27 protein-coding genes are annotated in these 25,611 nt (G+C 71.3%); 16 read left to right on the forward strand and 11 right to left on the reverse strand.

The genetic code is table 11. From position 1 onward, the window contains the following. Position 1: 1 nt before the first annotated feature. Positions 2–1,501, forward strand: coding sequence for a tripartite tricarboxylate transporter permease (locus CLV43_RS43235; protein WP_106196276.1), 1,500 nt, complete (start codon positions 2–4; stop codon positions 1,499–1,501). A gap of 50 nt (positions 1,502–1,551) precedes the next feature. Here CLV43_RS43235 and CLV43_RS43240 read toward each other — a convergent pair whose 3' ends face one another. Next, positions 1,552–3,042, reverse strand: coding sequence for a CoA-acylating methylmalonate-semialdehyde dehydrogenase (locus CLV43_RS43240; protein ID WP_106196210.1), 1,491 nt, complete (start codon positions 3,040–3,042; stop codon positions 1,552–1,554). Continuing rightward, the gene (locus CLV43_RS43245) at positions 3,039–4,040 is read right to left on the reverse strand and encodes a LacI family DNA-binding transcriptional regulator (protein WP_106196278.1); all 1,002 of its coding nucleotides are present in this window, start codon (positions 4,038–4,040) and stop codon (positions 3,039–3,041) included. The genes CLV43_RS43240 and CLV43_RS43245 overlap by 4 nt, the downstream gene beginning before the upstream one ends. A gap of 139 nt (positions 4,041–4,179) precedes the next feature. Here CLV43_RS43245 and CLV43_RS43250 point away from each other — a divergent pair, with 139 nt between their 5' ends. From CLV43_RS43250 to iolD, 9 genes are read left to right on the forward strand one after another with little or no spacing between them, the layout of a single operon-like run. Further along, positions 4,180–5,181 (forward strand): Gfo/Idh/MocA family protein, encoded by a 1,002-nt coding sequence (locus CLV43_RS43250; RefSeq protein ID WP_106196212.1) that lies wholly within the window; start codon positions 4,180–4,182, stop codon positions 5,179–5,181. Continuing rightward, positions 5,181–6,053, forward strand: a complete 873-nt coding sequence (locus CLV43_RS43255; protein ID WP_425445802.1) for a TIM barrel protein — start codon at positions 5,181–5,183, stop codon at positions 6,051–6,053. Before CLV43_RS43250 ends, CLV43_RS43255 begins: the two co-directional genes overlap by 1 nt. 56 nt (positions 6,054–6,109) lie before the next feature. Continuing rightward, entirely contained in the window at positions 6,110–7,069 is a 960-nt protein-coding gene (locus tag CLV43_RS43260) for a sugar ABC transporter substrate-binding protein (RefSeq protein ID WP_245887469.1), read from the forward strand. A gap of 22 nt (positions 7,070–7,091) precedes the next feature. Then, complete coding sequence (locus CLV43_RS43265; RefSeq protein WP_106196218.1) at positions 7,092–8,138, forward strand: ABC transporter permease; 1,047 nt, start codon at positions 7,092–7,094, stop codon at positions 8,136–8,138. Next, entirely contained in the window at positions 8,135–8,971 is an 837-nt protein-coding gene (locus tag CLV43_RS43270) for an ATP-binding cassette domain-containing protein (protein WP_106196220.1), read from the forward strand. The genes CLV43_RS43265 and CLV43_RS43270 overlap by 4 nt, the downstream gene beginning before the upstream one ends. Then, positions 8,971–9,900 (forward strand): 5-dehydro-2-deoxygluconokinase, encoded by a 930-nt coding sequence (gene iolC / locus CLV43_RS43275; RefSeq protein WP_106196222.1) that lies wholly within the window; start codon positions 8,971–8,973, stop codon positions 9,898–9,900. Before CLV43_RS43270 ends, iolC begins: the two co-directional genes overlap by 1 nt. Further along, positions 9,897–10,805 (forward strand): Cgl0159 family (beta/alpha)8-fold protein, encoded by a 909-nt coding sequence (locus tag CLV43_RS43280; protein ID WP_106196223.1) that lies wholly within the window; start codon positions 9,897–9,899, stop codon positions 10,803–10,805. Before iolC ends, CLV43_RS43280 begins: the two co-directional genes overlap by 4 nt. Further along, positions 10,802–11,689 (forward strand): 5-deoxy-glucuronate isomerase, encoded by an 888-nt coding sequence (iolB, locus tag CLV43_RS43285; protein ID WP_106196225.1) that lies wholly within the window; start codon positions 10,802–10,804, stop codon positions 11,687–11,689. Before CLV43_RS43280 ends, iolB begins: the two co-directional genes overlap by 4 nt. Next, positions 11,686–13,539, forward strand: coding sequence for a 3D-(3,5/4)-trihydroxycyclohexane-1,2-dione acylhydrolase (decyclizing) (iolD, locus tag CLV43_RS43290; RefSeq protein WP_106196227.1), 1,854 nt, complete (start codon positions 11,686–11,688; stop codon positions 13,537–13,539). Before iolB ends, iolD begins: the two co-directional genes overlap by 4 nt. Before the next feature lie 372 nt (positions 13,540–13,911). On the opposite strand, the gene CLV43_RS43295 is transcribed toward iolD, so the two are convergent. The 3 genes from CLV43_RS43295 to CLV43_RS43305 form a co-directional block, all read right to left on the reverse strand. Beyond that, the gene (locus CLV43_RS43295; RefSeq protein ID WP_106196228.1) at positions 13,912–14,286 is read right to left on the reverse strand and encodes a hypothetical protein; all 375 of its coding nucleotides are present in this window, start codon (positions 14,284–14,286) and stop codon (positions 13,912–13,914) included. A 26-nt stretch (positions 14,287–14,312) separates the two neighbouring features. Further along, positions 14,313–15,113 carry a hypothetical protein gene (locus tag CLV43_RS43300; RefSeq protein WP_106196230.1) on the reverse strand — a complete coding sequence of 267 codons (801 nt, stop codon included), beginning with the start codon at positions 15,111–15,113 and terminating at the stop codon, positions 14,313–14,315. 97 nt (positions 15,114–15,210) lie between these two features. Further along, positions 15,211–15,912, reverse strand: a complete 702-nt coding sequence (locus CLV43_RS43305; RefSeq protein ID WP_106196232.1) for a Crp/Fnr family transcriptional regulator — start codon at positions 15,910–15,912, stop codon at positions 15,211–15,213. Positions 15,913–16,221: 309 nt separating this feature from the next. Here CLV43_RS43305 and CLV43_RS43310 point away from each other — a divergent pair, with 309 nt between their 5' ends. Beyond that, on the forward strand, positions 16,222–17,286 hold the full coding sequence (locus CLV43_RS43310) for an NADH:flavin oxidoreductase/NADH oxidase (protein ID WP_106196234.1): 1,065 nt from the start codon (positions 16,222–16,224) through the stop codon (positions 17,284–17,286). 65 nt (positions 17,287–17,351) lie between these two features. On the opposite strand, the gene CLV43_RS43315 is transcribed toward CLV43_RS43310, so the two are convergent. After that, the gene (locus CLV43_RS43315) at positions 17,352–17,537 is read right to left on the reverse strand and encodes a DUF3073 domain-containing protein (protein ID WP_106196235.1); all 186 of its coding nucleotides are present in this window, start codon (positions 17,535–17,537) and stop codon (positions 17,352–17,354) included. A gap of 183 nt (positions 17,538–17,720) precedes the next feature. Here CLV43_RS43315 and CLV43_RS43320 point away from each other — a divergent pair, with 183 nt between their 5' ends. From CLV43_RS43320 to CLV43_RS43335, 4 genes are all read left to right on the forward strand, one after another. Continuing rightward, complete coding sequence (locus tag CLV43_RS43320) at positions 17,721–18,617, forward strand: DUF8083 family protein (RefSeq protein WP_106196237.1); 897 nt, start codon at positions 17,721–17,723, stop codon at positions 18,615–18,617. Between the two features lie 174 nt (positions 18,618–18,791). Beyond that, entirely contained in the window at positions 18,792–19,532 is a 741-nt protein-coding gene (locus CLV43_RS43325) for a 3-keto-5-aminohexanoate cleavage protein (protein WP_106196280.1), read from the forward strand. 60 nt (positions 19,533–19,592) lie between these two features. After that, positions 19,593–20,171: an RsiG family protein gene (locus CLV43_RS43330; RefSeq protein WP_106196239.1), complete on the forward strand. Its 579-nt coding sequence runs from the start codon at positions 19,593–19,595 to the stop codon at positions 20,169–20,171. 263 nt (positions 20,172–20,434) lie between these two features. Continuing rightward, a complete protein-coding gene (locus tag CLV43_RS43335) occupies positions 20,435–21,649 on the forward strand; it encodes an MFS transporter (protein WP_245887470.1) in 1,215 nt (404 codons plus the stop codon). Here CLV43_RS43335 and CLV43_RS47450 read toward each other — a convergent pair. The 4 genes from CLV43_RS47450 to CLV43_RS43355 all read right to left on the reverse strand — a co-directional run bounded on the left by CLV43_RS47450 (position 21,546) and on the right by CLV43_RS43355 (position 24,320). Continuing rightward, on the reverse strand, positions 21,546–22,247 hold the full coding sequence (locus CLV43_RS47450; RefSeq protein ID WP_146175138.1) for a hypothetical protein: 702 nt from the start codon (positions 22,245–22,247) through the stop codon (positions 21,546–21,548). The two genes, CLV43_RS43335 and CLV43_RS47450, sit on opposite strands and share 104 nt — an antisense overlap. Before the next feature lie 112 nt (positions 22,248–22,359). Continuing rightward, positions 22,360–22,827: an NUDIX domain-containing protein gene (locus CLV43_RS43345; RefSeq protein ID WP_245887471.1), complete on the reverse strand. Its 468-nt coding sequence runs from the start codon at positions 22,825–22,827 to the stop codon at positions 22,360–22,362. 18 nt (positions 22,828–22,845) lie between these two features. Then, positions 22,846–23,940, reverse strand: a complete 1,095-nt coding sequence (gene ygfZ, locus CLV43_RS43350) for a CAF17-like 4Fe-4S cluster assembly/insertion protein YgfZ (RefSeq protein WP_106196243.1) — start codon at positions 23,938–23,940, stop codon at positions 22,846–22,848. Continuing rightward, positions 23,937–24,320 carry a transcriptional repressor gene (locus tag CLV43_RS43355; protein WP_106196244.1) on the reverse strand — a complete coding sequence of 128 codons (384 nt, stop codon included), beginning with the start codon at positions 24,318–24,320 and terminating at the stop codon, positions 23,937–23,939. Before CLV43_RS43355 ends, ygfZ begins: the two co-directional genes overlap by 4 nt. Positions 24,321–24,409: 89 nt before the next feature. On the opposite strand from CLV43_RS43355, the gene CLV43_RS43360 reads away from it, so the two are divergent. Beyond that, complete coding sequence (locus CLV43_RS43360; protein WP_106196246.1) at positions 24,410–25,252, forward strand: aminodeoxychorismate lyase; 843 nt, start codon at positions 24,410–24,412, stop codon at positions 25,250–25,252. Positions 25,253–25,259: 7 nt separating this feature from the next. On the opposite strand, the gene CLV43_RS43365 is transcribed toward CLV43_RS43360, so the two are convergent. Further along, a partial coding sequence (locus CLV43_RS43365; protein WP_211304835.1) for a transposase occupies positions 25,260–25,611 on the reverse strand: 352 nt, incomplete at its 5' end.

Here is a 25,611-nt window from a genome sequence, read left to right on the forward strand (position 1 = left end):
CATGGGCGGGTTCGCCACCGCGTTGACGCCGACGCACCTCGCGCTGGCGGCACTGGGGGTGCTGCTCGGGACTGCCATCGGCGTGCTGCCGGGCATCGGGCCCGCGATGGCGGTGGCGCTGCTGCTGCCGGTGACCTACGGGCTGGAGCCGACCGGGGCGTTCATCATGTTCGCAGGCATCTACTACGGCGGGATGTTCGGCGGGTCGACCACGTCGATCCTGCTGAACACACCGGGGGAGAGCGCGGCGGTCGTCGCGGCCATCGACGGGAATCCCATGGCGCGCAAGGGACGCGGGGCGCAGGCGCTGGCCGCCGCGGCCATCGGGCACTTCGTCGGCGGGATCATCGGCACGACCGCGCTGGTGCTGCTGGCGCCCACGGTGGCGAAGTACGCGGTCGACATCGGCGCGCCGGACTTCTTCGCGATCATGGTGCTGGCGTTCATCGCGGTCACGTCGGTGCTCGGCGCGTCGCGGGTGCGCGGGTTCGCCTCGCTGCTGATCGGGCTGACCATCGGGCTCGTCGGGCTGGACGAGATGACCGGGCAGCAGCGGTTGACGTTCGGGTCGCTGCACCTGGCCGACGGCATCGACGTGGTGATCGTGGCGGTGGCGCTGTTCGCCGTCGGCGAGTCGCTGTGGGTCGCGGCCCACCTGCGCCGCAACGTCGCCGCGCCCATCCCGGTGGGACGACCGTGGCTCGGCAGGGCGGACCTCAAGCGCGCCTGGAAGCCGTGGCTGCGCGGGCCGTTCATCGGGTTCCCGTTCGGCGCGATCCCGGCCGGTGGCGCGGAGATCCCCACGTTCCTGTCCTACGTCACGGAGAAGCGGCTGTCGAAGGCGCACCGCGACGAGTTCGGCAAGGGCGCGATCGAGGGGGTCGCCGGGCCGGAGGCCACGGCCAGCGCGTCGGCCGCGGGGACGCTGGTGTCGATGCTGACGCTCGGCCTGCCGACCACGGCGGTGGCCGCGGTGATGCTGGCGGCGTTCCAGCAGTACGGGATCCAGCCGGGTCCGCTGCTGTTCCAGCGCGAGTCCTCGCTGGTGTGGGGCCTGATCGCGTCGCTGTTCATCGGACTGACGCTGCTGCTGGTGCTGAACCTGCCGCTGGCGCCGCTGTGGGCCAAGCTGCTGCGGATCCCGCGGCCCTACCTGTACGCCGGGATCCTGTTCTTCGCCAGTGTCGGGGCCTACGCGGTCAACGCCGACGTGTTCGACCTGCTGGTGATGTTCGTGATCGGCGTGCTCGGGTTCGTGATGCGCCGGTACGGGCTGCCGGTGCTGCCCGCGATCATCGGGGTGATCCTCGGACCGGCCGCCGAGCAGCAGATGCGGCGGGCGCTCCAGCTGTCCGACGGCGACCTGGTCGGGCTGGTGAACACCCCGTTCTCGATCGTCGTCTACGCGGTCGTCGCGGTGCTGCTGTTCTTCCCGCTGATCCGGAAGCTGGTGCGGCCGGAGAAGCCGTCCTCCCCCGAGGAGGAGAGGGTCGAGGTCTGACGGTTCCCCGGTTCCACCGCGCCCCTCGTGCGGTGGAACCGGGGAGCGCTTCAGCCGTGGGTCGGGAAGCCGAGGTCGACGCCGTGCTGACGGGGCCAGCGGGCGGTGACGGCCTTGGCCCTGGTGTAGAAGCGGACGCCCTCGGCGCCGTGCACGTGGGTGTCGCCGAACAGGGAGTCCTTCCAGCCGCCGAAGGAGTAGTAGGCCATCGGGACCGGGATGGGGACGTTGATGCCGACCATGCCCACGTGCACCCGCCGCTGGTACTCGCGGGCCGCCAGGCCGTCGCCGGTGTAGACGGCCGTGCCGTTGCCGTAGGGGTTGGCGTTGACCAGCTCCACCGCGGCCTCGAACGTGGGCACCCGGACGACGACGAGCACCGGGCCGAAGATCTCGTCGCGGTACAGCGCCATGTCCGGGGTGACGTGGTCGAACAGGCTGGGCTTGAGCCAGAAGCCGTTCTCGTGGCCCTCGGGGGCGTGACCACGGCCGTCGACCACCAGCGTCGCGCCCGCGGCCTCGCCACCGTCTACATAGGACTTGACCTTGTCGCGGTGGACGCCGGTGACGAGCGGGCCCATCTGCGAGGCGGGATCCGTTCCGGGACCGGTGGTCAGGCCGGCGGTGCGTTCGGCGATCTTCGCCACGAGCTCGTCGGCCGCGTCGCCCACGGCGACCACGACGGAGATGGCCATGCACCGCTCGCCCGCGCTGCCGTACCCGGCCGACACGGCCGCGTCCGCCGCCACGTCCAGGTCGGCGTCGGGCAGGACGACCATGTGGTTCTTGGCGCCGCCCAACGCCTGCACGCGCTTGCCCGCGGCCGTGCCGCGCGCGTAGACGTGCCGGGCGATCGGGGTCGAGCCCACGAACGACGCGGCGGCGACGTCCGGGTGGTCGAGCAGGGCGTTGACCGCGAAGGCGTCGCCGTGCAGGACGTTGAGGACGCCGTCGGGCAGACCCGCCTCGCCGAACAGCTCGGCCAGCCGCACCGACGCCGACGGGTCGCGCTCGGAGGGCTTGAGCACGAAGGTGTTCCCGCTGGCGATGGCGACCGGGAACATCCACATCGGGACCATCACGGGGAAGTTGAACGGGGTGATGCCCGCGACCACGCCCAGCGGCTGGCGCACCGAGTACGCGTCCACACCCCGTGACACCTGCTCGGAGTGCTCGCCCTTGAGGAGCTGGGGGATGCCGCAGGCGAACTCGACGACCTCCAGGCCGCGCTGCACCTCGCCCGCGGCGTCGTCGAGGACCTTGCCGTGCTCGTCGGTGATGATCGCGGCCAGCTCGTCGCGGTGCTCGTGCAGCAGTTGGCGGTAGTCGAACAGGATCCGGGTGCGGGTCGTCAGCGAGGACTCCGACCAGGAGGCGGCGGCCTTCAGCGCCGAGCCGACCGCCAGGTCGACGTCCGCCTGGTCCGCGAGGCCCACCTGCTTGGTGACCTCACCGGTGGCGGGGTTGAACACGTCACCGGTCCGGGTCGACACCCCGGCGGTGCGGGCGCCGTCGATCCAGTGCGGCGTGGTGGGGCTCAAGACGCTCCTCCTGGGGGTGCGGTCGTGCTGCGGACTACCAATGACGGGTGCAGGAGGTGGCGGACGGGGTCGGTGCGCTCGCCGCGCACGCGTTGCAGCAGCGCCTCGGCGGCGAGCCTGCCCATCTCGTTGCGGGGCTGGTCGACCGTGGTGAGGGAGACGTGCCGCAGCGCCGCCAGCGACGTGTTGTCGTAGCCGACGACGGAGACGTCCCCCGGCACGCCGAGCCCGGCCTCCTCCAGCGCGGAGATGGCGCCGACGGCGTTGAAGTCGTTGCAGGAGATGACGGCCGTGGGCATCCGGCCGCCGCCGCGCAGCTCCTGGACCGCCCTGGCGCCCGCGGTGTCGGTGTACTCGCTGTCGACCACCCGCGGGTCCAGGCCGTGCCTGGCCATGGCGCTGACGTAGCCGCGCCGCCGCGGGCCCGCCTGGCTGCCCTCGCCGCCGTCGAGGTGCACGATGTCGCGGTGACCAAGCGACACGAGGTGGTCGACGGCCAGCCCGACGCCCTGCTCGCCGTCGTCGTTGACGGTGTCGACCGTCGACACCCGCGACGACCTGGCCACCAGGACGATCGGCAGGTGGTCGGCGGCGGTGCTGATGGCCGCGGTCGGGACGACCGGGCTGAGCAGCGCCAACCCCGCGGGGCGGAACGAGAGCAGGCTGTCCAGCGCGCGCCGCTCCCTGGCCGGGCTGCGGCCGCCGGTGTTGATGATGAGCTCGAAACCCTGTTCGCGGGCGACGGAGTCGAGGCCGTCCACCACCTCGGCGAAGAAGGCGTTGTGCAGGTCGGAGACCATCACGCCCAGCACGGTGGACGTGCGGCTGGCCAGCGAGCGGGCCATCGCGTGCGGGGAGTAGCCCAGCTCCTCGGCGGCCCGCAGCACCGCGGTGCGTCGCTGCTCGCTCACCTTCGGTGATCCCCGCATCACCAGCGACACCAGTGCCCTGGACACCCCCGCCCGCTTGGCGACGTCCTCCATGGTCGGTCTGGCCACCGCCACCTCCCTCGTCCGCCGGTCACGAGCAGGAAACGCCCCCTTGACACCCGTGTGACGGAAGCTACAGCATTGGAGCGCTCCAACCAATAGAGCGCTCTAACGCCACAGACCTCCTACCAGGACGGAGACCCTCCGCATGCGGATCGGAGTCGCTGGAGTCGGCCGGATCGGCACGATGCACGCCACCAACCTCGCCTCGCTGGACCGGGTGGACGAGGTCCTCCTGTTCGACCCGGTGCCAGGTCGCGCGGCGCAGGCGTCGGCCGGACTGCCCGGCACGAAGGCCGTGGACGACCTCGACGCGTTGCTCACGGCGAGTGACGGCGTCCTCCTGGCGACCCCGACGGACACCCACCCGACGCTGCTGCGCGCCGCGCTGGCGGCCGGGGTGCCCGCGCTGTGCGAGAAGCCGATCGCGAGCGACCTCGACGCGATGCGCGCGCTGGTCGACGACGTCGAGGCCTCCGGCGTGGAGGTGCTGGTCGGGTTCCAGCGCCGGTTCGACCCGGCGGTCTTCGAGCTGCACCGGCGCATCCGCGCGGGCGAGGTCGGCGACGTCTACCTGGTGCGCGCCGTCGGCAACGACGCCCAGCCACCGGACTTCGGCTACCTGCCCGCGTCCGGTGGCATCTTCCGCGACCTGCTCATCCACGACCTGGACGCCGTCCCGTGGCTGGTCGGCGAACCGGTGGTCGAGGTCTACGCGTCCGGCTCCGTCCTGGTGCACCAGGCGTTCGCCGACGCCGACGACGTGGACAACGCCGTGGTGCTGCTCAAGTTCGCGGGCGGCGCCCACGCCACCCTCGCGGGCGGCCGCCACGACCCGCTCGGCTACGACCACCGCATCGAGGTGCTCGGCAGCAAGGACTCGCTCGCCGTCGGCGTCGACGCCCGCACCCCGCTGACCTCGCTGGAGCCCGGCGGCCCCGTCGTCGCCGACGACGCCTACCCCGGTTTCCCGGAGCGCTTCCACCGCGCCTACCTCAACGAGATGTCGGTGTTCACGCAGGTCGTCGCGGGCGAAGTGGCGAACCCGTCCCCGGCGCGGGAGAGTTTGATCAGCCTCCGGCTCGCCGAGGCGTGCGAGGCTTCCCGGCGTTCCGGCGCACCGGTCCGGCTGACAGGGGACACCGAATGATGAAGATCGCCGGCGCCCCCATCTCCTGGGGCGTGTGCGAGGTGCCCGGCTGGGGGCGGGTGCTGGAGCCAGAGCGGGTGCTGGGCGAGATGGCGTCGCTCGGGCTGACCGCGACCGAGCTCGGGCCGCCGGACTACCTGCCCGCCGACCCGGAGGCGCTGCGCGCGCTGCTGGCGGAGCACAACCTCAGCCTCGTCGCGGGGTTCCTCGCCGTCGTGCTGCACGACCCGCCGCGGGTCCCGTCCACCGTGGAGGAAGCCGAACGGGTCGCCGCGCTGCTGGCCGCGGGCGGTGCCGAGGTGCTCGTGCTGGCCGCCGCGACCGGGCTGGAGGGCTACGACGAGCGTCCCGACCTGACCGTCGAGCAGTGGCGCACGCTGATCCAGACGTCCGCGAAGATCTCCGACATCGCCGCGCGGCACGGCCTGCGCACGGTGCTGCACCCGCACGTGGGCACGCACGTCGAGCGCGCCGCCGAGGTCGAGCGGTTCCTCGCGGACTCCGAGCTGAAGCTCTGCCTGGACACCGGCCACCTGCTCATCGGTGGCGCGGATCCGGTGGACCTGGTCCGCCGCCACCCCGACCGCGTCGGCCACGTGCACCTCAAGGACGTGCGCGCGGACATCGCGGCGAAGGTGCGCGGCGGGCAGGTCGGCTACACCGCCGCGGTCCAGGAGGGCATCTACGTCCCCCTCGGCGACGGTGACGTCGACATCGAGGAGCTGGTGGAGCTCGTCCAGGAGGCGGGTTACACCGGCTGGTTCGTCCTCGAGCAGGACACCGCGCTCGGTGACGGCGGTCCCGCCGACACCCCGGTGCTGGACACCGCGCGCAGCCTCGCGCACCTCAACAAGATCACCGGAAAGGGCTAGGGACGATGACGTCTGTCCGCTCTGCAAGACGAAGTGCTCTGCGCGTAGGCCTCGGGATGGCCGCCGTCGCACTGCTGGCCGCGTGCAGCGGTCCCGCCGCGAGCAACAACACCAGCAGCTCCGGCAGCCCGGACACCGGCTCCGCCACCGGCGGCGGACCGCTCAAGGTCGCCGTGGTCACCCACGGCTCGGCCGGTGACACGTTCTGGAACGTGGTCAAGAACGGCGCGACCGACGCGGGCAAGGCGCTCGGCGTGACGGTCGACTACAACTCCGACGGCGACCCCGGCGCGCAGTCCAAGCTGATCGACAACGCGGTGTCGCAGAAGGTCGGCGGCCTGGTCGTGTCGATGGCGAACCCGGACGCGCTGAAGACGTCGATCGACGCCGCCGTGAAGGCGGGCATCCCGGTGATCACCATCAACTCCGGCGGTGACAAGAGCGCGTCGTTCGGCGCGCTCGCGCACGTCGGCCAGGAGGAGGGGATCGCGGGCGAGCAGGCGGGCAAGAAGCTCAAGGAAGCGGGCAAGACCAAGCTGCTCTGCGTGATCCACGAGGCGGGCAACATCGGCCTCAACCAGCGCTGCGACGGTGCGAAGACCGGGTTCGGCGGCACCGTGACGAACCTCCAGGTCGACATCAACAACCCGACAGACATCGAGGCCCGGATCAAGGGCGCGCTGCAGACCGACTCGTCGATCGACGCCGTGCTGGCGCTCAACCCACAGGTCGCCGTCAACGCCGCGAGCGCGGTCAAGGGCGCGTCCTCGAAGGCGGCCGTGGCGACTTTCGACCTCAACGCCGACGTGGTCTCCGGCATCAAGGCAGGCGACGTGCTCTTCGCCGTGGACCAGCAGCAGTACGAGCAGGGCTACCTGCCGATCGTGATGCTGAAGCTCTACCACGACAACGCGAACACCGTCGGCGGTGGCCAGCCCGTGCTGACCGGTCCCGGCTTCGTCGACAAGTCCAACGTGGACAAGGTCGAGGAATACGCCAAGCGCGGAACCCGCTAGAAACCCGGCTGGAGGGAGGGAGATGTCCGTGGCGGCGCAAGCTCCACCGGCCGACGAGCGCGTCGGCAAGCCAGGGGTGCTCGACCGCCTGGTCGTGCGACCGGAGATCGGCTCGCTGCTCGGCGCGCTGCTGGTGTTCCTGTTCTTCTCGGTCGTCACCGAGCAGTTCCTGAGCCCCGGCGGTGTCGCGACCTGGCTCGACGACGCGTCGACGCTGGGGATCATGGCGGTGGCCGTGTCGCTGCTGATGATCGGCGGTGAGTTCGACCTCTCCGCCGGTGTCATGACCGCGTCCACCGCGCTGGTCACGGCCATCCTCTCCACCCAGCTCGGTTGGAACGTCTGGCTCGCCCTGCTCGTGTCGTTGCTGTTCGCACTGGGCGTCGGTGCGCTCAACGGGTGGCTGGTGATGCGGACCGGGCTGCCGAGCTTCATCGTCACGCTGGGCACGTTCCTCGCGTTGCAGGGCCTCAACCTGGGCATCACGCGGGCCGTCACCGGCACCGTGCAGGTGTCCGGGATGCGCTCCACCGACGGCTACTCGTCGGCCGGGTTCCTGTTCGCGTCGACGTTCACCTTCGGCGGCACGTCGTTCTACATCTCCATCGTCTGGTGGATCCTGTTCACGGTGGTCGCCTCGACCGTCCTGGTGCGCACCAGGTTCGGCAACTGGATCTTCGCGGTCGGCGGGTCGGCGCTGAGCTCCCGCGCGGTCGGCGTGCCGGTGATGCGCACGAAGATCTTCCTGTTCATGACCACGGCGTTCGCGGCGTGGCTGGTCGGGTCGATCAACATCCTGCGGTTCACCAGCGTGCAGGCGAACCAGGGCATCGGCCTGGAGTTCCAGTTCATCATCGCGGCGGTCATCGGCGGCTGCCTGCTCACCGGCGGCTTCGGCTCCGCGGTGGGCGCCGCCATCGGCGCGCTGATCTTCGGCATGGCGCGGCAGGGCATCGTCTACGCCAACTGGAACAGCGACTGGTTCCAGCTGTTCCTCGGCGTGATGCTGCTGTCCGCGGTGCTGGTCAACAACGCCCTGCGGCGGCGAGCGGAACGGGTGCGGCGATGACGTCACTGATCGAGACCAGTGGGATCGGCAAGACCTACGGCAGCGTCATCGCGCTGCGGGACGTCTCCACGGTGGTCAACGCCGGTGAGGTCACCTGCGTGCTCGGGGACAACGGCGCGGGCAAGTCCACGTTGATCAAGATCCTCGCCGGTGTGCACCAGCACGACCGGGGCAGCCTCAAGGTCGAGGGCGAGGAGATCAGCTTCGCCTCGCCGCGCGAGGCGCTCGACCACGGCATCGCCACGGTCTACCAGGACCTCGCGGTGGTGCCGCTGATGAGCGTGTGGCGCAACTTCTTCCTGGGCTCCGAGCCGACCAAGGGCGTCGGGCCGTTCAAGGTGCTCGACCGCAGGCAAGGCCGCGAGGTGACGAAGAAGGCGTTGTCCGAGATGGGCATCGACCTGCGGGACGTGGAGCAGCCGGTCGGCACGCTGTCCGGTGGTGAACGCCAGTGCGTCGCCATCGCGCGGGCCGTGCACTTCGGCGCGAAGGTGCTGATCCTGGACGAGCCGACCGCCGCGCTCGGCGTGAAGCAGGCAGGGGTGGTGCTGAAGTACGTGGCACGGGCCCGCGACCGCGGTCTCGGCGTCGTGCTGATCACGCACAACCCGCACCACGCCTACCCGGTCGGCGACCGGTTCCTGCTGCTCAAGCGGGGGCGTTCGCTGGGGTCCTACGACAAGGCCGACATCTCCATCGAGGAGCTGACCCGGCAGATGGCCGGTGGCGCCGAGCTGGACGCGCTGTCGCACGAGCTGCGCGCGGCCCAGGTCGATCCGGAGGCTTCCGGTGCGGCTTCCGATGGCGTCGTCGACAAGGAGGACGTGGGCTGATGGCGTTGGACGTGCTCACGGTCGGTCGTGTCGGTGTCGACCTCTACCCCGAGCAGAGCGGTGTCCCGCTGTCGGCCGTGCGCACGTTCGCCAAGTCCCTGGGGGGCACCGCGACCAACGTCGCGGTCGCCGCCGCGCGGCTGGGCCGCCGGACCGGGGTGCTGACCAAGGTCGGCCCGGACGGGTTCGGCGACTACGTGCGCGAGGCGCTGGCGGGGTTCGGCGTCTCGCCGGAGTTCGTCGGCACGGCGCGGGACCTCCAGACGCCCGTGGTGTTCTGCGAGCTCAACCCACCCGAGGACCCGCCGCTGCTGTTCTACCGCTCGCCCGTCGCTCCCGACCTCACGCTGGTGGAGTCCGACGTGCCGTGGGACGTCGTCGCGGACGTGCCGGTGCTGTGGGTGACCGGGACGGGGGTGTCGACCGAGCCCGCGCGGGGAACCCAGCGCAAGGTGCTGGAGCACCGCGGGAGGAGGGCGCACACCGTGCTCGACCTCGACTACCGGCCGATGTTCTGGTCCGATGTGGACAGTGCTCGGCGCGAGATCGGCTGGATGCTGGACCACGTGACGGTGGCCGTCGGCAACCGGACCGAGGTCGAGGTCGCCGTGGGCACGGCGGACCCGGACGAGGCCGCCCGCAGGCTCCTCGACCGCGGGGTGGAGCTCGCGCTGGTGAAGAAGGGCGCGGAGGGCGTGCTGGTCGCGACCCGCGAGGGCTCGTGGACCGTGCCGCCGCACCCGATCGACGTGGTGTGCGGCCTCGGCGCGGGTGACGCGTTCGGCGGCGCGCTGGCGCACGGCCTGCTCGCGGGCTGGGACCCGGTGCGGATCGCCCGCTACGCCAACGTCGCGGGCGCGCTGGTGGCGTCCCGGCTGGCCTGCGCGGACGCCATGCCCGAACCGCACGAGATCGAGGAGCACCTGTGATCACCGACCAGCGGTGGGCGGAGCTGCTGACCACGCGCGCCACCGACCCCGGCTCGATCCGCCGGGCCTACCAGGCCCGGCGCGGCCGCAAGAGCCTGCTGTCCGAGCACGGCACGCTGTTCCTGGTCGCTGCGGACCACCCGGCCCGCGGCGCGCTCGGCGTCGGCGGCGACCCGATGGCCATGGCGGACCGGCGTTCGCTGCTGGAACGGCTGCTCACCGCGTTGGAGAACCCCGACGTGGACGGCGTGCTCGGCACGCCCGACGTCGTCGAGGACCTGCTGCTGCTCGACGGCCTGCACGAGAAGGTCGTGATCGGCTCGATGAACCGCGGCGGGCTCGCGGGCGCGGACTGGGAGATCGACGACCGGTTCACCGGTTACGACGCCGCGTCCATCGCCACCAACGGGCTCGACGGCGGCAAGATGCTGCTGCGCCTGGTGGACTCCGACGCGGGTACCGCCCCGACGTTGGAGAGCTGCGCGCAGGCCGTGTCCGCGCTGGCGCAGCACGGCCTGATGGCGATGGTCGAACCGCTGCCCTACGACCGCGACGCGACCGGCGGACTGGTGCTGCGCAAGGACTCCGCGTCGCTGGCCCGCGCCGCCGCGATCGCCGCGGGCCTCGGGGTGACCTCGGCGTACACCTGGCTCAAGCTCCCCGCGCCCGCGGACCCCGAGGTCGCGCTGGGCAGCACGACGCTGCCCGCGCTGGTGCTCGGCGGCGTGCCGTCCCCGCGCCCGGAGGACGACCTGGCCTCGTGGGGCCGGTCCCTGCGCCACCCCACCGTGCGCGGCCTGGTCGTCGGCCGCGCCCTGCTCTACCCGCCGGACGGCGACGTGGCGGGCGCGGTCGCCTCGGCGGCCGCGGTGCTCCGCGCCGCCCACGAGGAGGTCACGGCATGAGCTGGCACCGTCCACACGGGACGCTCACCTACGGCGACGACCCCGTCCGGCTCGGCCCGGCCGAGGCGGGCTGGACCTACACCGGCCTGCGCGTGCTGGTGCTGGCCGCCGGGGAGAGCCGCACGATCGACACCGACGAGTTCGAGGCGTTCGTGCTGCCGCTCGCGGGCGGCTGCGTGGTGGAGGTCGGCGGCGAGCGGTTCGAGCTGACCGGCCGCGACTCCGTGTTCACCAGGGTCACCGACTTCGCCTACGTGCCAAGGGACGCCCGCGTCACGCTGACCTCCGAGGCCGGTGCCGAGCTGGCACTGCCGATGGCCCGCTGCGAACGGCGGCTCACCCCGAGGTACGGCCCGGCCGAGGACGTGCCGGTGGAGGTGCGCGGCGCGGGCAACGCGACCAGGCAGGTCACCAACTTCGGCGTCCCCGGCGTCTGGGACCACGCCGACAAGCTCGTCGCGTGCGAGCTCATCACCCCCGACGGCAACTGGTCCTCCTACCCGCCGCACAAGCACGACGACACCGAGCCGTGCGAGGTGGTCAACGAGGAGGTCTACTACTTCCGCATCGCCGGGCGCGACGGCGTGACCCCGTCGCGCGAGGGGTTCGGGCTGCACAAGACCTACACCGGTGACGGGGAGGTCGACGAGGACGTGGCGGTGCGCGACGGCGACGTCTTCCTGATCCCGCGCGGCTACCACGGTCCGTGCGTGGCCGCCCCCGGTTACCCCATGTACTACCTGAACGTCCTGGCCGGGCCCGGCGCCGAGCGCTCGCTCGCGTTCTGCGACGACCCGGCCCACACCTGGATCCGGGACAGCTGGGCCGAGCAGGACCTGGACCCGCGCTGCCCCGTGACGACCGCGAAGGGGCGATCGGCATGAAGCTCACCACGGCACAGGCACTGGTCCGCTGGATGCTCGCGCAGCGCACCGAGCTGTTCGACGGCTCGGAGGCGCCGCTGTTCCCCGGTGTGTTCGCGATCTTCGGCCACGGCAACGTGCTCGGCGTCGGCAACGCCCTGGAGGAGGTCCGCGAGCAGCTCCCGGTGTGGCGCGGGCACAACGAGCAGGGCATGGCGCTCGCCGCCGTGGGCATCGGCAAGGCGACCCACCGCCGCCAGGTCGGCGTGGCCACCTCCTCCATCGGGCCCGGCGCGCTGAACATGGTGACCGCGGCCGGTGTCGCGCACGCCAACCGGCTGCCGCTCCTGCTGCTGCCCGGCGACACGTTCGTCGGCCGCGCCCCCGACCCGGTGCTCCAGCAGGTCGAGCACTTCCACGACCCCGGCGCCACGGTCAACGACGCGTTCCGCGCGGTCAGCCGCTACTTCGACCGGATCACCCGCCCCGAGCAGCTGATGTCCACGCTGCCGCAGGTGGCCAGGGTGCTCACCGACCCCGCCGACTGCGGCCCGGTGACCCTCGCGCTCCCGCAGGACGTCCAGGCCGAGTCCTACGACTTCCCCGACGCCCTGTTCCACCCCGTCGTCCACCGGTTGCAGCGCCAGCGCCCGGACCTGCGCGCGCTCGGCAGCGCCGCGGACGCCATCACCGCCGCCCGCAAACCGCTGCTGGTGCTGGGCGGCGGCGTCCGCTACTCCGGCGCGGCGGGCCGCGCGCTCCGGTTCGCCGAACAACACCGGATCCCGATCGTGGAGACCACCGCCGGTCGCACCCTCGTACCGCACGACCACCCGCTCAACGCGGGCCCGCTCGGCGTCACCGGCTCCACCTCCGCCAACGTCCTCGCCGCCGCGGCCGACGTCGTGCTCGCCGTCGGCACCCGCCTCCAGGACTTCACCACCGCCTCGTGGACGGTGTTCTCCCCGGACGTCCGCATCATCACCCTGAACGCCGCCCGTTTCGACGCCGTGAAGCACGGCGCCCAGGCGCTGGTCGCCGACGCGGACGAGGGCCTGCGCGAGCTGACCGACCTGCTGGGCGACTGGCGGGCCGACTCGCACTGGGCGGACGAGGCCGTCGTCGAGCGCTGCCGCTGGGACGAGCACATCGACGGCCTCCGCACCCCCGGACCCGACCTGCCGACCTACGCCCAGGTCGTCGGCGTCATCAACGACTTCAGCACCCCGGAGGACTACGTCATGACCGCCTCCGGCGGCCTGCCCGGTGAGCTGATCGGCGGCTGGCGCGCCGTCGGCGAGTCCACCATGGACGTCGAGTACGGCTTCTCCTGCATGGGCTACGAACTCGCAGGCGCCTGGGGCGCCGCGATCGCCCGCCCGAACGGCGTCGTCACAACGCTGTTGGGCGACGGCTCCTACCTCATGCTGAACTCCGAACTCTTCTCAGCCGCCTTCGCCGGCCACGGCTTCGTCGCGGTCGTCTGCGACAACGACGGCTACGCCGTCATCAACCGCCTGCAAACCGGCCAGGGCGGCAAGCCCTTCAACAACATGTACCCCGACGTCCGCACCTCGCACACCACCCCACCCCGCACCGACTTCACCGCCCACGCCGCCTCCATGGGCTGCGCCGTCTTCCCAGTCACCACCTTCACCGACCTACCAGACGCCTACCGCAAAGCCCGCGAAGCCGCCACCGGCGAACACCGCCCCGCAATAATCACCCTCCAAACCCACCCCTCGTCGTGGACCGAGGCAGGCGCATGGTGGGAAGTGGGCATCCCGGAAACCGCTCACCACACCACCATCACCGACGCCCACAACCAAATGCAGACCGACAAAACCCGCCAACTCCGCTACCTGAACTAACCACCCACCAGCCAGCCCCGTCCGGCGAAGCTCGGATGCCTTGTCCAACGCGCAGCAAGGATGCCCTGTCCAACGGCGCAGCCGAGGATCCCCACTGGGCGCAGCCCGCCAGCGCGCATCCGGCGCGGAGCGCCTGGGGCCTTGTCCGCCGCGAAGCAAGGATGCTCAGTCGGCGCCAGCCGATGCCCTGTCCGTCGCGGAGCGTCGGATGCCCTCTAAACCCACCCTTCCCCCACGCACCCCGCCGAAAAACCACCTCTATGCCCACTCCCGCTTGTCAAGACAGCTTCACCGTCTTGACAAGCGGGAGTGGGCATAGAACACTCGGCGACCGGGGTGCCCCCAGAAACCACACACCCCGCCCCCAAAACATCACCCAGTAGCCGGCCCAGGATGCACCACAGCCGCATCCACCGGCGTATGCGGCAACACAGGACTGATCGCCCCCAACACCGCCCTAAGCTCCCCCTCCAACTCCGGGTGCTCCCACAGCACCGCGTGGATCGACCCCCTCCACTCCGTCGCGAAGTCCGCCCGTGCCTGCGTCTGCCTCTCCCAGGGCACCAGCGCCAGCTCGTCCCGCGACGCCTGCAGCCTCGTGCTGACGACTTCGACCCGTCGGGGTACACCTGATCCGAGGACGCCCGCGACTTCGCTGCGCACCCCGTTCCACAGGTGGGTGTCCATGGCCTTGACCAGTGCTCCGGCCACCGTTCCTGCGAGCAGGCGGAGTCCTTCGTCCGGCATCCGGCGTTTCCTCTCCGTGCGCACCATCAGTTCTTGCCGGTCCCCTGGTGGTAGTTCGGGCCGAAGTGAGAGCCCTTCATGTCGTTGCGGTCGAAGTTCTGGATCACGTCCGTGTTCTGGACGGACCGCGGGATCCGGATGTCGTTGCCCGCCATGTAGACGGTGGAGCCGCCGCTGGCGGTGGCGTGCTGGGTGACCGACCCGGTCCGCCCGGCGGCGGGCGCCTCGGTGAGGTCCAGGGCGTGGACGTCGCCGTTCGGCACCCACATCCAGCCGTGGCCGCTGTACGTCTTCTCGGTGACCTCGACGCGGCGGAAGGCGCTCGGTTCCAGCGTGGTGTGGCCGGTGGCGACGAGCGTGTCGTAGAGGTGCTCGGACAACACCACGACCAGGTCCGCGGTGGGGGTCTCCTCCAGGGCGAGGTGGGCGGCGCGGCTGTTGAGGAGCCTGCTGACCAGCACGGCGTCCTTGCCGGGGAACCCGTTCGCGCCGTCCACGACCACGCCGTGGTGGATCGCGAGCCGCATCCGCACCTTGGCCTCGGGTACGCGGTAGCGGTTGACCGACCGGAGCTCGGCGTCGAGGGCGCGCACGTAGTCGTCGACGACCAGGTGCTCCGGGGTGTCGGCGGGCAGCACGGCGAACTCCTCGTCGCCCTTGGGCTGCCGGTGCCAGGTGGTGCGGTCCAGGCCCGCCGCGGCTCCCGCGCGGTCGAGGCTCTGGATCAGCAGCTCCTGCAGGATGCGCTGGAGCTGGTCGTCGGCGGCGCCGTACTTCCGCAGGTCGCAGCACACCAGTGTGCTGCGTCGAAAGTTGGCCTGGTCCATCGCTCATGACCTCCAGGGGGTGTGCTGAACCGGCAGCTGCACAGAGTCACTGTGGGGTACGGCATCGGATGGAAAACCGCAGAAGTGCGGTCTCGTCTCAGCAGCTTGCGAATTCACGCAGGCGCTGCAGGTCCGGGACGACGACATTGCGCCGGAGATGGCTCACCACGACACCCGCCTTGCGCAGATCGCTGAACGCCTTCTCGGCGGTTCGTGGCTTCATGCCGGCGATCGACGCCAGTTCGACTTTCGTCAACGGGATTCCGAGCACCCACCCCTCGGGTTCTTCGCGACCATAGGTCTGCACGAGTTCGTAGACCACTCGGGCGACCCTCTCGGCCGCCGGGTGCGAGAGGAAATCACGTCGTCGTTGATTCGCCCACCGCAACCGGTCATTGATCATGGAGAACAATTCGACGAACGCGTCGTTGCGGCGCAGCAGAAAGCTCATGAGCTCGGCACTGCTGATCATCTTGGCCACGACGTCCCCGCAGGTCACCACCGTGGCCGAGCGGGGTTTCTGGTCCAATGCGGACATCTCGCCCACGAGGTCGCCCGCGACCCTGATGGCCAGCAGCGCGGTGTTGCCGGTCTCGTCCGAGGCCTGGACCTTCACCACACCGTCCAGCAGGAGCAGCACATGAGTGTCACTCGCATCCTGCTCGATGACCTCGCGGTCGGCCTGATAGCGCACGACCGTGCCGATGTTCAGGAGTTCTTGTCTCGGTGCGTCGCGCAAGCGCCCCAGCAGGCTGTTCGACGGCCACGCGAGATCCGGTGTTGCTGTTGGCAATGGCATTTGGATCCTGGTTACTCGTCGGTACCGGCGGGCGATGTGAAAATCGAATTCATCGTGAGCGCACGCTCGTACCTGAGAGTAAGTGCGCGCGGCGGAGTCCCCGAACGTGCAGCGGAGAGTACACCCAATTGGACGCATGCCGCCGAGCCTCGGGCTTATCCGTATTCGATGATCAACAGCTATGCGAATGGGATACCGGTCGGACTGGAATTCCGCTGCTCCCACCTGGTGTGATCCGCGTCGGAACGGGAACAACCGACCCCCTGATACGCCTTGGACGTGGGAGGACCCCCATACCTAAGGAGTCGGATGAGCCCCCTGTTCGCCCCTCTCACCCTGCGCTCGGTCACCTTGCGCAACCGGATCGCCGTGAGCCCGATGTGCCAGTACTCGGCCGTGGACGGCGTGCCGAACGACTGGCACCTGGTGCACCTCGGCTCGCGGGCGGTCGGCGGCGCCGGACTGGTGCTGGCCGAGGCGACCGCGGTCCAGGCGATCGGGCGCATCTCGCCCGCCGACACCGGCATCTGGAACGACGACCAGGTCGCCGCCTGGCGGCCGGTCACGAAGTTCATCCGCGAGCACGGCGCGGTCGCGGGCATCCAGCTCGCCCACGCGGGCCGCAAGGCGTCCACCCACGCCCCGTTCGACGACGCCCACGGCGGCGTGCCGGACGAGGAGGGCGGCTGGACGCCCGTCAGCGTCGGCACCGAGCCGTTCACGCCGGACTACCGGGTGCCCGACGAGCTGGACGAGGAGGGCATCCGGCAGGTCGTCGCGGACTTCGCCGCGGCCGCCCGCAGGTCCCTGGACGCGGGCTTCGAGCTGATCGAGGTGCACGCCGCCCACGGCTACCTGCTGCACCAGTTCCTCTCGCCGCTCACCAACCGGAGGACCGACGGGTACGGCGGGGACTTCGAGGGGCGCACCAGGCTGACCGTCGAGGTCACGGCCGCGGTGCGCGAAGCGGTCGGCGAAGACGTGCCTGTGCTCGTCCGCATCTCCGCCAGCGACTGGGTCGACGGCGGGTGGAACGAGCACGACAGCGTCGCGCTGTCACGGGCGCTCGCCGAAGTCGGCGCAGACCTCGTCGACGCGTCGTCCGGCGGCCTGGTGCCCGACGCCAAGATCACCTTGGGGCCGGGGTACCAGGTGCCGTTCGCCGACATCGTCCGAAGCAAGGCCGAAGTGCCCACCGGGGCGGTCGGCTTGATCACCGACGCCCGGCAGGCTGAAGCGATCATCGCCGACGGGTCGGCCGACATCGTGCTTCTGGCGCGCGAACTGCTCCGCGACCCGTACTGGCCGCTGCACGCAGCGGTGCAGCTCGGGGCGGAGGTGAGGGCGCCCAAGCAGTACGCAAGGGCGTTTTAGCAGGTCCCGAGACTTCGAGGGTTGAGCCGCCGGAGCGGCTCAACCCTCGAAAGCCTCAGGCTGATTCAGCGACGGTAGTCGTCGTATCCGTCTTCCGACGGATCGTCTGGTCGCTCGTCGCTGAAGTGTCCATTCGCGGACTCGCCGCTGGACAGCTCGCGTTGCAAGGCGTCAAAGTCGGTGGAATGGGAGCTGTACTTAAGCTCTCGGGCCACCTTCGTCTGCTTGGCCTTCGCTCGGCCGCGCCCCATGGCTCGACCCCCTCAGACAGGGACGGGGGCGGCCGGGGGAACGGCGGCCCCACTCGTCTCGACAACTAGTTCCTGCTAACTACCGTACCGTGTCGATGGGGTTCCTCGCGACGCGGTAGGCCTTGGGAGTTGTGAGACGCACCGCCCAATCTCCTCCGAGGCCCCTCGTGGCACGATGCACACGTGCCCAGACCGTTCGTCGCCTACCTGCGGGTGTACGAGCCGCTGTCGGTGCTGGAACCCCCGTTGGCTGATCAGGTGCGTCGTGCGCTGGAAAAAGGCGCGCTGAGCCGGGCCGACGTCGGGGACCGGGAACGGGAACTGTGGTTGCGGTCACAGCTGGCCACGCCGTCCAGATTGCTCCCAGGAGATCGTTCGGACGGGCGTGGCGTCGTCCAGGACGCCCCCTTCGACGTGATGACCATCAGCCCGGCCGAGGTGCCCACGAGCGACGCCGCCCGCGTCGGCCCCGGACCGCTGGTCTGCCCCCTCGACCTGCGCGCCCGGTCCGCGGCCGGCCTGATCGGCTTCCTGGCGAACTCCACCGGCCCGTTGCAGGCCGAGGCGCTCAACCGGGCCGCGGACGAGGTGCGCTCGCGGGCGGCGTTCGTGATGGCCGAGCTGAACGCGGGCGCGGTGCACGTGGTGTCCACGACCTGGACCGTGCCGCTGCCGTGGTTCGCGCTGGTCGACCCGGACACCCGGCGGATCGTGCTCGCCCCGCAGAACGACCCCGCCCGCCAGCTGTCCTGGCGGGTCGCGATGGCCGACGCCCGCAGGCGGGTCGCCCGCGCCCACACGATCGTGAAGCGCTCGATCGGGGAGAACGGGCCCGCGAAGATCCTCGCGGACACCGGCCGCTGGCTGGAGCACTTCCACCCGCACTCCGCCGTCGAGCTCGACTACGGCGGCCTCGTGCAGCTGATCGAGGACAAGGACCTCCTGGAGGACACCTCCGCCCAGGACGTGAACGCGATCATCGACGCCTTGGAGGCGGGGGACGCCGAGGAGGTCGCGCTGCGCTACGAACACCTCCGCGACTTCTGGGGTGAGCTGGGCTTTCGCGAGCGCCACGGGTAGGTGCCCGCTCGCCCTCCCGCGGCGCGACCCGCCGGGGAGGCTGGTGCGCGGGTCGTAGGGGATCGGGCCCCGAACGGCCCAGCGGGGCGGGCGCCGAAAGCGCGGGCTGCCGCCGAACGGCTGGTGGTGCGCGGTGTCGACCGTGCGGTCCGGGACCTGTGCCAGTATTTCCGCATGGCCCGCCCTGGTTCCCACGGCACGCTGCTCACCGTCGCGCCCCGCGCGACGGGAACGGTGGACGAGTGGGTGGCGGCCGCGCGCAACGGCGAGCGGGTCGGGGTGGCCATGGCCCAGGTGCGGGTCAGGGGGCTCGACCAGGCGCGAGAGGTCGTGGCGGGGCTGCGGGAGCAGACCGGGGTCGTCGCGCAGGTCGCGGCCGACGCCGACCGGCTCCGCCTGCTGGACGCGGCGCCCGACTCGCTGGTCTGCCCCCTGGACGAACCCTGGGACGCCCTCGTCGAGCTGCACGGGGCCATGCGGGAACGCGGTGTCGCACCCGAGTACGAGGTCACGGCCGCCGGGCAGCTCGAGGTGCTGCGCAGGCTGCTGGACGAGCACGGGCCGACGGCGGGCGGCCGGGTCCACGTGGGCCTGGTGCTGGGTGCTCCCGGAGGGCTGGCGGGGGACGCGGAGACCCTGGTCGAGGTGCTGCGGCTGCTGCCCGAGGGCGCGTCGTTCGCCGCGGCGGGCATCGGGGCCGCGACCATCCCGGTGATGCTGGCCGCGCTGGCGGTCGGCGGGCACCTGCGGGTCGGGACGGCGGACACCACGAGCTACGCCGAGGGGCAGCCGGTCCGGGACGACGTCCAGCTGGTGGCGAGGGCCGCGGGGCTGGCGAAGATCGCTCAACGGCCGCCGCTGCCGGTGGCCGAGGTACGGGAACTACTGGGTGTGCGCGGTCCGGTACGGGTTTGACACCACTTTGGAAGCAGGTTTGTGTTGGCGGCTGAGCAGGATCTACCTCAGGATGAGTACGTGATCGAGGTGCGTCCTGGCGGACGCCGCCGTATCGACCGGGTGCTCGCCCCTGACTACGCAGAGGGCGTCGAGCAGCGCCCTCTGGCCGACGTGCGCGCGTTGCGCGACGAAGCGGCGCAAGAAGAGACCGACCTCTCCTACCTACGACGACTGCTGCACGCGCGGATCGACATCGTGCGTGCCGAGAAGCTGCGCCGGACCGACGGCGGCTCGTCGGTCGTGGACCAGCTGGCGACGATCCTCGCGTCCAACGCGGTGGGCCCGTCGACCGGTCTCGGCCGGTACCAGACGCACGAGCCGTCGCGGGCCGACGCCCACCAGCGGCACGTGGAAGCGCTGGTCTCGGACGTGGACCTGTCCGACGTCAGCACCCTGTCCGACGAGAAGCTCGACCTGACCCTCCGCACCTTCATCGGTGAGGAGGCGTCGGTGTCGCAGCGCAGGCGCCAGGTGCAGGTCGTGATGGACCAGCTCAACGCGGAGATCGCGGGCCGGTACCAGCGCGGCAGCGCCTCGGTGGACGACCTGCTCGCGGACGAGCGCAGCCGACCGAACCACCGGATCGTCAAGGACTGATCCGGGCACCACCCGACCGCCCGGCCACCACCGCGGGCACGGCGGACCTCTGCCGCTTCGACGTGCCCCACCGGGCGGGTCGGGCGGCTTTCTTCGTTCTGCACGTGCAAATGCACTAGTCGTGCGTACGCCGTGACGTCCAGTCCGGGCGTCCGGGCGCGTCCGCCCACCTCAGCCCTCAGCAGGCCAAGGCTCGCCGTTGCTCATCTCACCAAGTGGAAATTTCTTCCCAAGGGCTGAGCGGCGGACCTAGCGTGCAGGACATGGCAGGTCGCTACCGGTGGGTGGTCCTCGGCGTCGGCGCGCTCGCGCAGGGCACGAACGCGGCGGTCTTCCTCGGCCTCCCCGCGCTGACGCCGCAGCTCAGAGCCCACTTCGGCCTCACGCTGCCGCAGGTCGGCCTGCTCATCGGCGCGGTCAACCTGGGCACGATGCTCACCCTCGTCCCCTGGGGCGCCATGGCCGACCGCCGGGGCGAACGGCTGGTGATGACCATCGGCGGGATCGGCGCCGCCGCCTTCCTCGCCCTGGTCGCGACTGGGAACGCGCTGCTCGCCGGGCTGGCGCTGTTCGGTGCCGGTGTCTTCGGCGCCAGCGTGAACGCCGCCAGCGGGCGGGCCGTCATGAGCTGGTTCACCGCGGACCGCCGCGGCCTGGCCATGGGCATCCGGCAGACGGCGACGCCCGTCGGCGCGGCGCTGGCCGCCGTCGTGCTGCCGGTGATCGCCGCGAACGCCGGGGTGCCCGCCTCCTTCCTGGCGCTGAGCGCCTTCACGGCCCTGGTCGCCGCCGCCATCGCGGTGTTCATCCGGGAACCACCCGGTGCCGCCCGCGCCTCGCACAGCCAGGGCGTCGTGCTGCGCGACCCCGAGCTCATCCGGCTGAGCACCGCCAGCGGCCTGCTGGTGGTGCCCCAGTTCACCGCTGCCGCTCTCATGGTGGAGCTGCTGCACGACCACCGCGGCGTGGCGCTCGGACTCGCCTCGGGCCTGTTCGCGGCCGCCCAGGTGCTCGGCGGCGCGGGCAGGCTCGGGGCGGGCCTGTGGTCCGACGCGGTCCGCAGCAGGCTGGGCCCGCTGCGGACCGTCGCCGTGGTGGTCGCCGCCTTCTTCCTGCTCTGCGCCCTGCTGGTCGACGCCCCCGTGTGGCTGCTGGCGACCGCGCTGGTGCCCACGACCGCCCTGGCGGTGTGCTGGAACGGCCTCGCGGTGACCGCCGCCGTCGAGCTGGCGCCCGAGGGCAGCAGCGGCACCGCGCTGGGCATGCAGAACTCGGCGAACTACCTGAGCGCGTCGATCACCCCGGCACTGGCCGGGTGGGTGGTCGTCGCGCTCTCCTGGCAGGCCGCGCTGGTGCTCGCGGCCGCGGCCGCCGCTACCGCTCGCTTCCTGCTGCGGGACCTGACCGAGCGGAGCAGTACCCCGCCGCGACCAGGTAGCGGTGGTGAGCCGTCGGCGCACCCGTCGCCACGTCCCTGAGCAGCGCGTCGAGCACCCAGCCCGACCCGGCCGCCACGTCCGACTCACCCGTGCCGACGAACTCCTCGACCTGGGCGGGGTCGGTGATCCTGACCAGCTCGAAGTCCACCACCGTCGCCGCGTCCACCGGCACACCGGTCACCGGGTCCGGCGTCGCACCGTCCACCCAGTGGTACCCGGCGTCGCTCTGCACCCGCACCACCCCGGTGTCACCGCGGACGGTCCCGTCCGCCGCGCACACGACCGAGCTGTCCGCCCCCAGCAGCGCGTAGATGGTCCGATCATCGGCTCCCACCAGCCGGAAGTGCTCGTCCACACCCCCGGAACCCCCGTCGACACCGCCGCTCAGCACCCGAAGGCCGATCGCGAACGGACTGGAGCCCTGCCAGTGCCCCACCGGCCGGACCTCCTCGCAGCACGGCACCGGCAGACCCTGCCGCCCCTCGTAGACGTCCGCCACGGTCGTGCCGCTCTCGACGTCGCGGGCGAGCACCGGGATCACCTGCGCGTGCGCGAACCACTCACCCGACGCCCGCGCCACACCCACACCGCCCAGGACGGCCCCCACCGCGAGCACCCCGGCCAAGAACTTCCTCAAGACGACCCCCTCCGTCGTGGAAAAGCAGACAGGAGGAGTTGTACCGGGCACCACCGACAATTCCCCGGCGCGCCCGCAAAAGCCCAGCTCACGCCACAAGTGACTGAGGTGTTCACGGGTGGTCGGCCCACCCGAGCACCGCGAACGGCACGCCGTCGAGGTAGGCGCGGATACCGGCCAGCGGATAGGGGATCACCCCGTCGGGCAACGCGTCCCGGTCGAACCACTCGACCGCCGAGCACTTCCCCGGCTCCCGGTTGACCGGCTCGCCGACCCACCGCCGAGCCTCGAAGAACAGACCCAGCCGCGGCACGGGTCCCGAGCCAGCCACGTGCAAGGTGTGCACGTGGCGCAGGTCCGGCAGGCCGACGACCACCCCGACCTCCTCCTCGGCCTCCCGCGCCGCCGCGGCGAGCACCGACTCACCCGCGTCGAGCTTGCCCGACGGCAGGTGCCACATCCCGCCGCCGTAGCGGCCGCGCCGCCGGATGAGCAGCAACCGGTCGCCTCGGACGAGCAGCACGTGCACGTCGACGACCGTCCTGCATCCGGGGTCGTCCTCGCGGATCCCGGTCACCACCCGCCGACGGGCCGACCGCTAGCGACCCAGGTTCCGGGCCGCCTCGCGGCCGAGTGCCGGGGTGTCCGGGGGGATCGAGTCCGGGTCGATGGAGCCCTGGACGACGCGGTCGTCGACGCCGAGCAGCAGGTCGGCGTCGACCGGCACCGAGCGCTTGACCAGCGCCAGCGCGATGGTCCCCAGCTCGTGGTGCAGCGCAACGCTGCCGACCCGGCCGACCACCCGCTCACCCAGCACCACCGGGTCACCGGTCTCGGGTTGGACCTCGCGGGAGCCGTCCAGGTGCAGGAGGAGCATCCGGCGCGGGGGGCGGCCGACGTTGTGCACCTTCGAGACGGTCTCCTGGCCCCGGTAGCACCCCTTGTCCAGGTGCACCGCCGACCCGATCCAGTTCACCTCGTGCGGGATGGTCTTCTCGTCGGTGTCGATCCCGAGCCGGGGGCGCAGGGACTCGACGCGCAGCGCCTCGAACGCCCACGTGCCCGCGGGTCGGGCGCCCGCGTCGGTGAGGCGTCGCCACCAGGTGAGCAGGTCGGCGCGGGGGACGAGCAGGTCGACGGCGTCGTGGCCGGGCCAGGTCATGCGGCGGGCGAAGCCGCCGCTGGGCAGGCCGAGGGCTCCGTCGGGTTTGCCGGGGACCGGGAGGTCGAGCTTCGCGAGCAGGTCGGCGACCTCCGGCCCGACCAGGGACAGCACGGCGAGCTCGGCGGTGGCGTCGCGCGGGTCGACCTTGGACCAGAAGCGCATCGAGTCGAGGTACTTGAGCAGCGGCTCGGTGGTCCTGGCCTCCATGTCGAGGTACACGGTGCCGTCCACGTTCGCGACGACCGCGTGGTGCTCGACCCGGCCCTGGACGTCGAGCACCAGGGCCTCGGTGCCGCGGCCCTCGGCGAGAGCGGTGAAGTGCTGGCTGGTCAGCGAGTGCAGCCAGGTCAGCCGGTCCTCACCGGGCACGGCGATGACACCGCGGTGCGAGCGGTCGAAGACGGCGACGGACCGGGCGGCCGACCGCTGTTCGGCGAACGGGTCCCCGAAGTGCCACGGCACCCCCTGGTCGGGGAGGCCGTCGAACGGTGCGATGGCACCCGGCACGGCGAGCAGCGGTGAGGTCACGCGGTCTCCTGTTCCAGGCAGTCCCGACAGGTGCCGGAAAGCGCGAGGTGGCTTGCATCCAGTTCGAACCCGTAGGAGTCCCCGAGTGTTCCGGCGAGGCTGTCCAGGATCTCGCACGGGATCTCGTCGGTCCGCCCGCAGCGGTGGCAGACCAGGTGCACGTGCTCGTGGTCGTCCGCCGAGTAGGTCGGGGCACCGTGCCCGAGGTGGGTGTGCCGGACGAGGCCGAGCTTGTCCAGCAGGTCGAGCGTCCGGTAGACGGTCGTGATGTTCACGGTCGACGCCGTGGCCTGGACGCGCTGGCAGATCTGCTCGGGGGTGGCGTGCTCCAGCTCGCGCACGGCGTCGAGCACGAGCTGTCGCTGGGGGGTCATGCGCATGCCGCGCTCGTGCAGCGTCTTGCGCAGAGCTTTGCGGCTGCTTGCGGTCTCCACGATGGTGATGGTAGGCCGTGAGTAGGCTGCCCCGTATGCGCGTGCTGGCTCTTCTCGACGGAACCCTGGCCGACCCGGACGCCCCGCTGCTGCGGGTGGACGACCTCGGATTGATGCGCGGTGACGGCATCTTCGAGACAGTCCTGGTCGTGAACGGCAAGCCACGGGAGTTGGACCCCCACCTCGACCGGCTGGCCCGGTCCGCCGAGATGCTCGACCTCCCGGAACCCGACCGGGCGTCGTTCGAGCGGGCGCTCACCCTCGTGCTGGACAACTGGTCCGGCGGCACCGAGATGGCGCTGAAGCTCGTCTACACGCGCGGCGTGGAAGGCGGTGACGGCACGCCCACCGGCTTCGCGCTGGGGCTGCCGATCGGCGCCAAGGTGCTGACCCAGCGGGAGGCGGGCCTGTCCGCCATCACGCTGGACCGCGGCATCGAGCCCGGCCTCGCCGAGCGCGCCCCGTGGCTGCTGCTGGGCGCCAAGACCCTGTCGTACGCGGTCAACATGGCCGCGCTGCGCGAGGCCGAGCGCCGGGGCGCCGAGGAGGTCGTGTTCACCACGTCCGACGGCAGCGTCCTGGAGGGGCCGACGTCGACCCTGGTCACGGTCAACGGCCGCACCCTCACCACCCCGCCCGCGACCCTCGGCATCCTGCCCGGCACCACGCAGGCCGCCCTGTTCCGCGCGGCCGAGCGCGAGGGCTGGACCGTGGTGGTCGAGCCGATCGCCGTCGTCGACCTGCACTCCGCCGCGGGCGTCTTCCTGGTGTCCAGCGTCCGCAAGATCACCCGCGTGCACACGCTGGACGGCAAGCCGCTCGCCGACTCCTCGGCGATCCACGCGGAGCTCGCCGACCTCTACGAGTCCGAGTACTAGTGCCGTATCAGGCAACGTTCGCCATGTTGACGACCTCGCGTAGCCGCCGATCCTGAGCGTGCTTGTTTCGCCAGATGATGTAGCGGCGGATCATGCTGCCCTGCTGCTTGTGGTCGAGGTGGTCGGTGCCGTCGAGGGTGAAGTACCGCAGAGCGGTGAACTGGGCCTCGATACGGTTGAGCCACGACGAGTTCGTCGGGGTGTAGGCGATCTCGACGTTGTTGGCCTCGGCCCAGTCGGCGACCCGACGACACCGTCTGGTGCTCAGGTGCGGGGCGTAGTTGTCGCACACGATCGCCAACCGCACCGTCGGCGGATACAGCGTGCGCAGATAACGACAGAACTCCAGGAACCTGGTC

The organism is Umezawaea tangerina (assembly GCF_003002815.1).
Taxonomy (GTDB): Bacteria; Actinomycetota; Actinomycetes; order Mycobacteriales; family Pseudonocardiaceae; genus Umezawaea; species Umezawaea tangerina.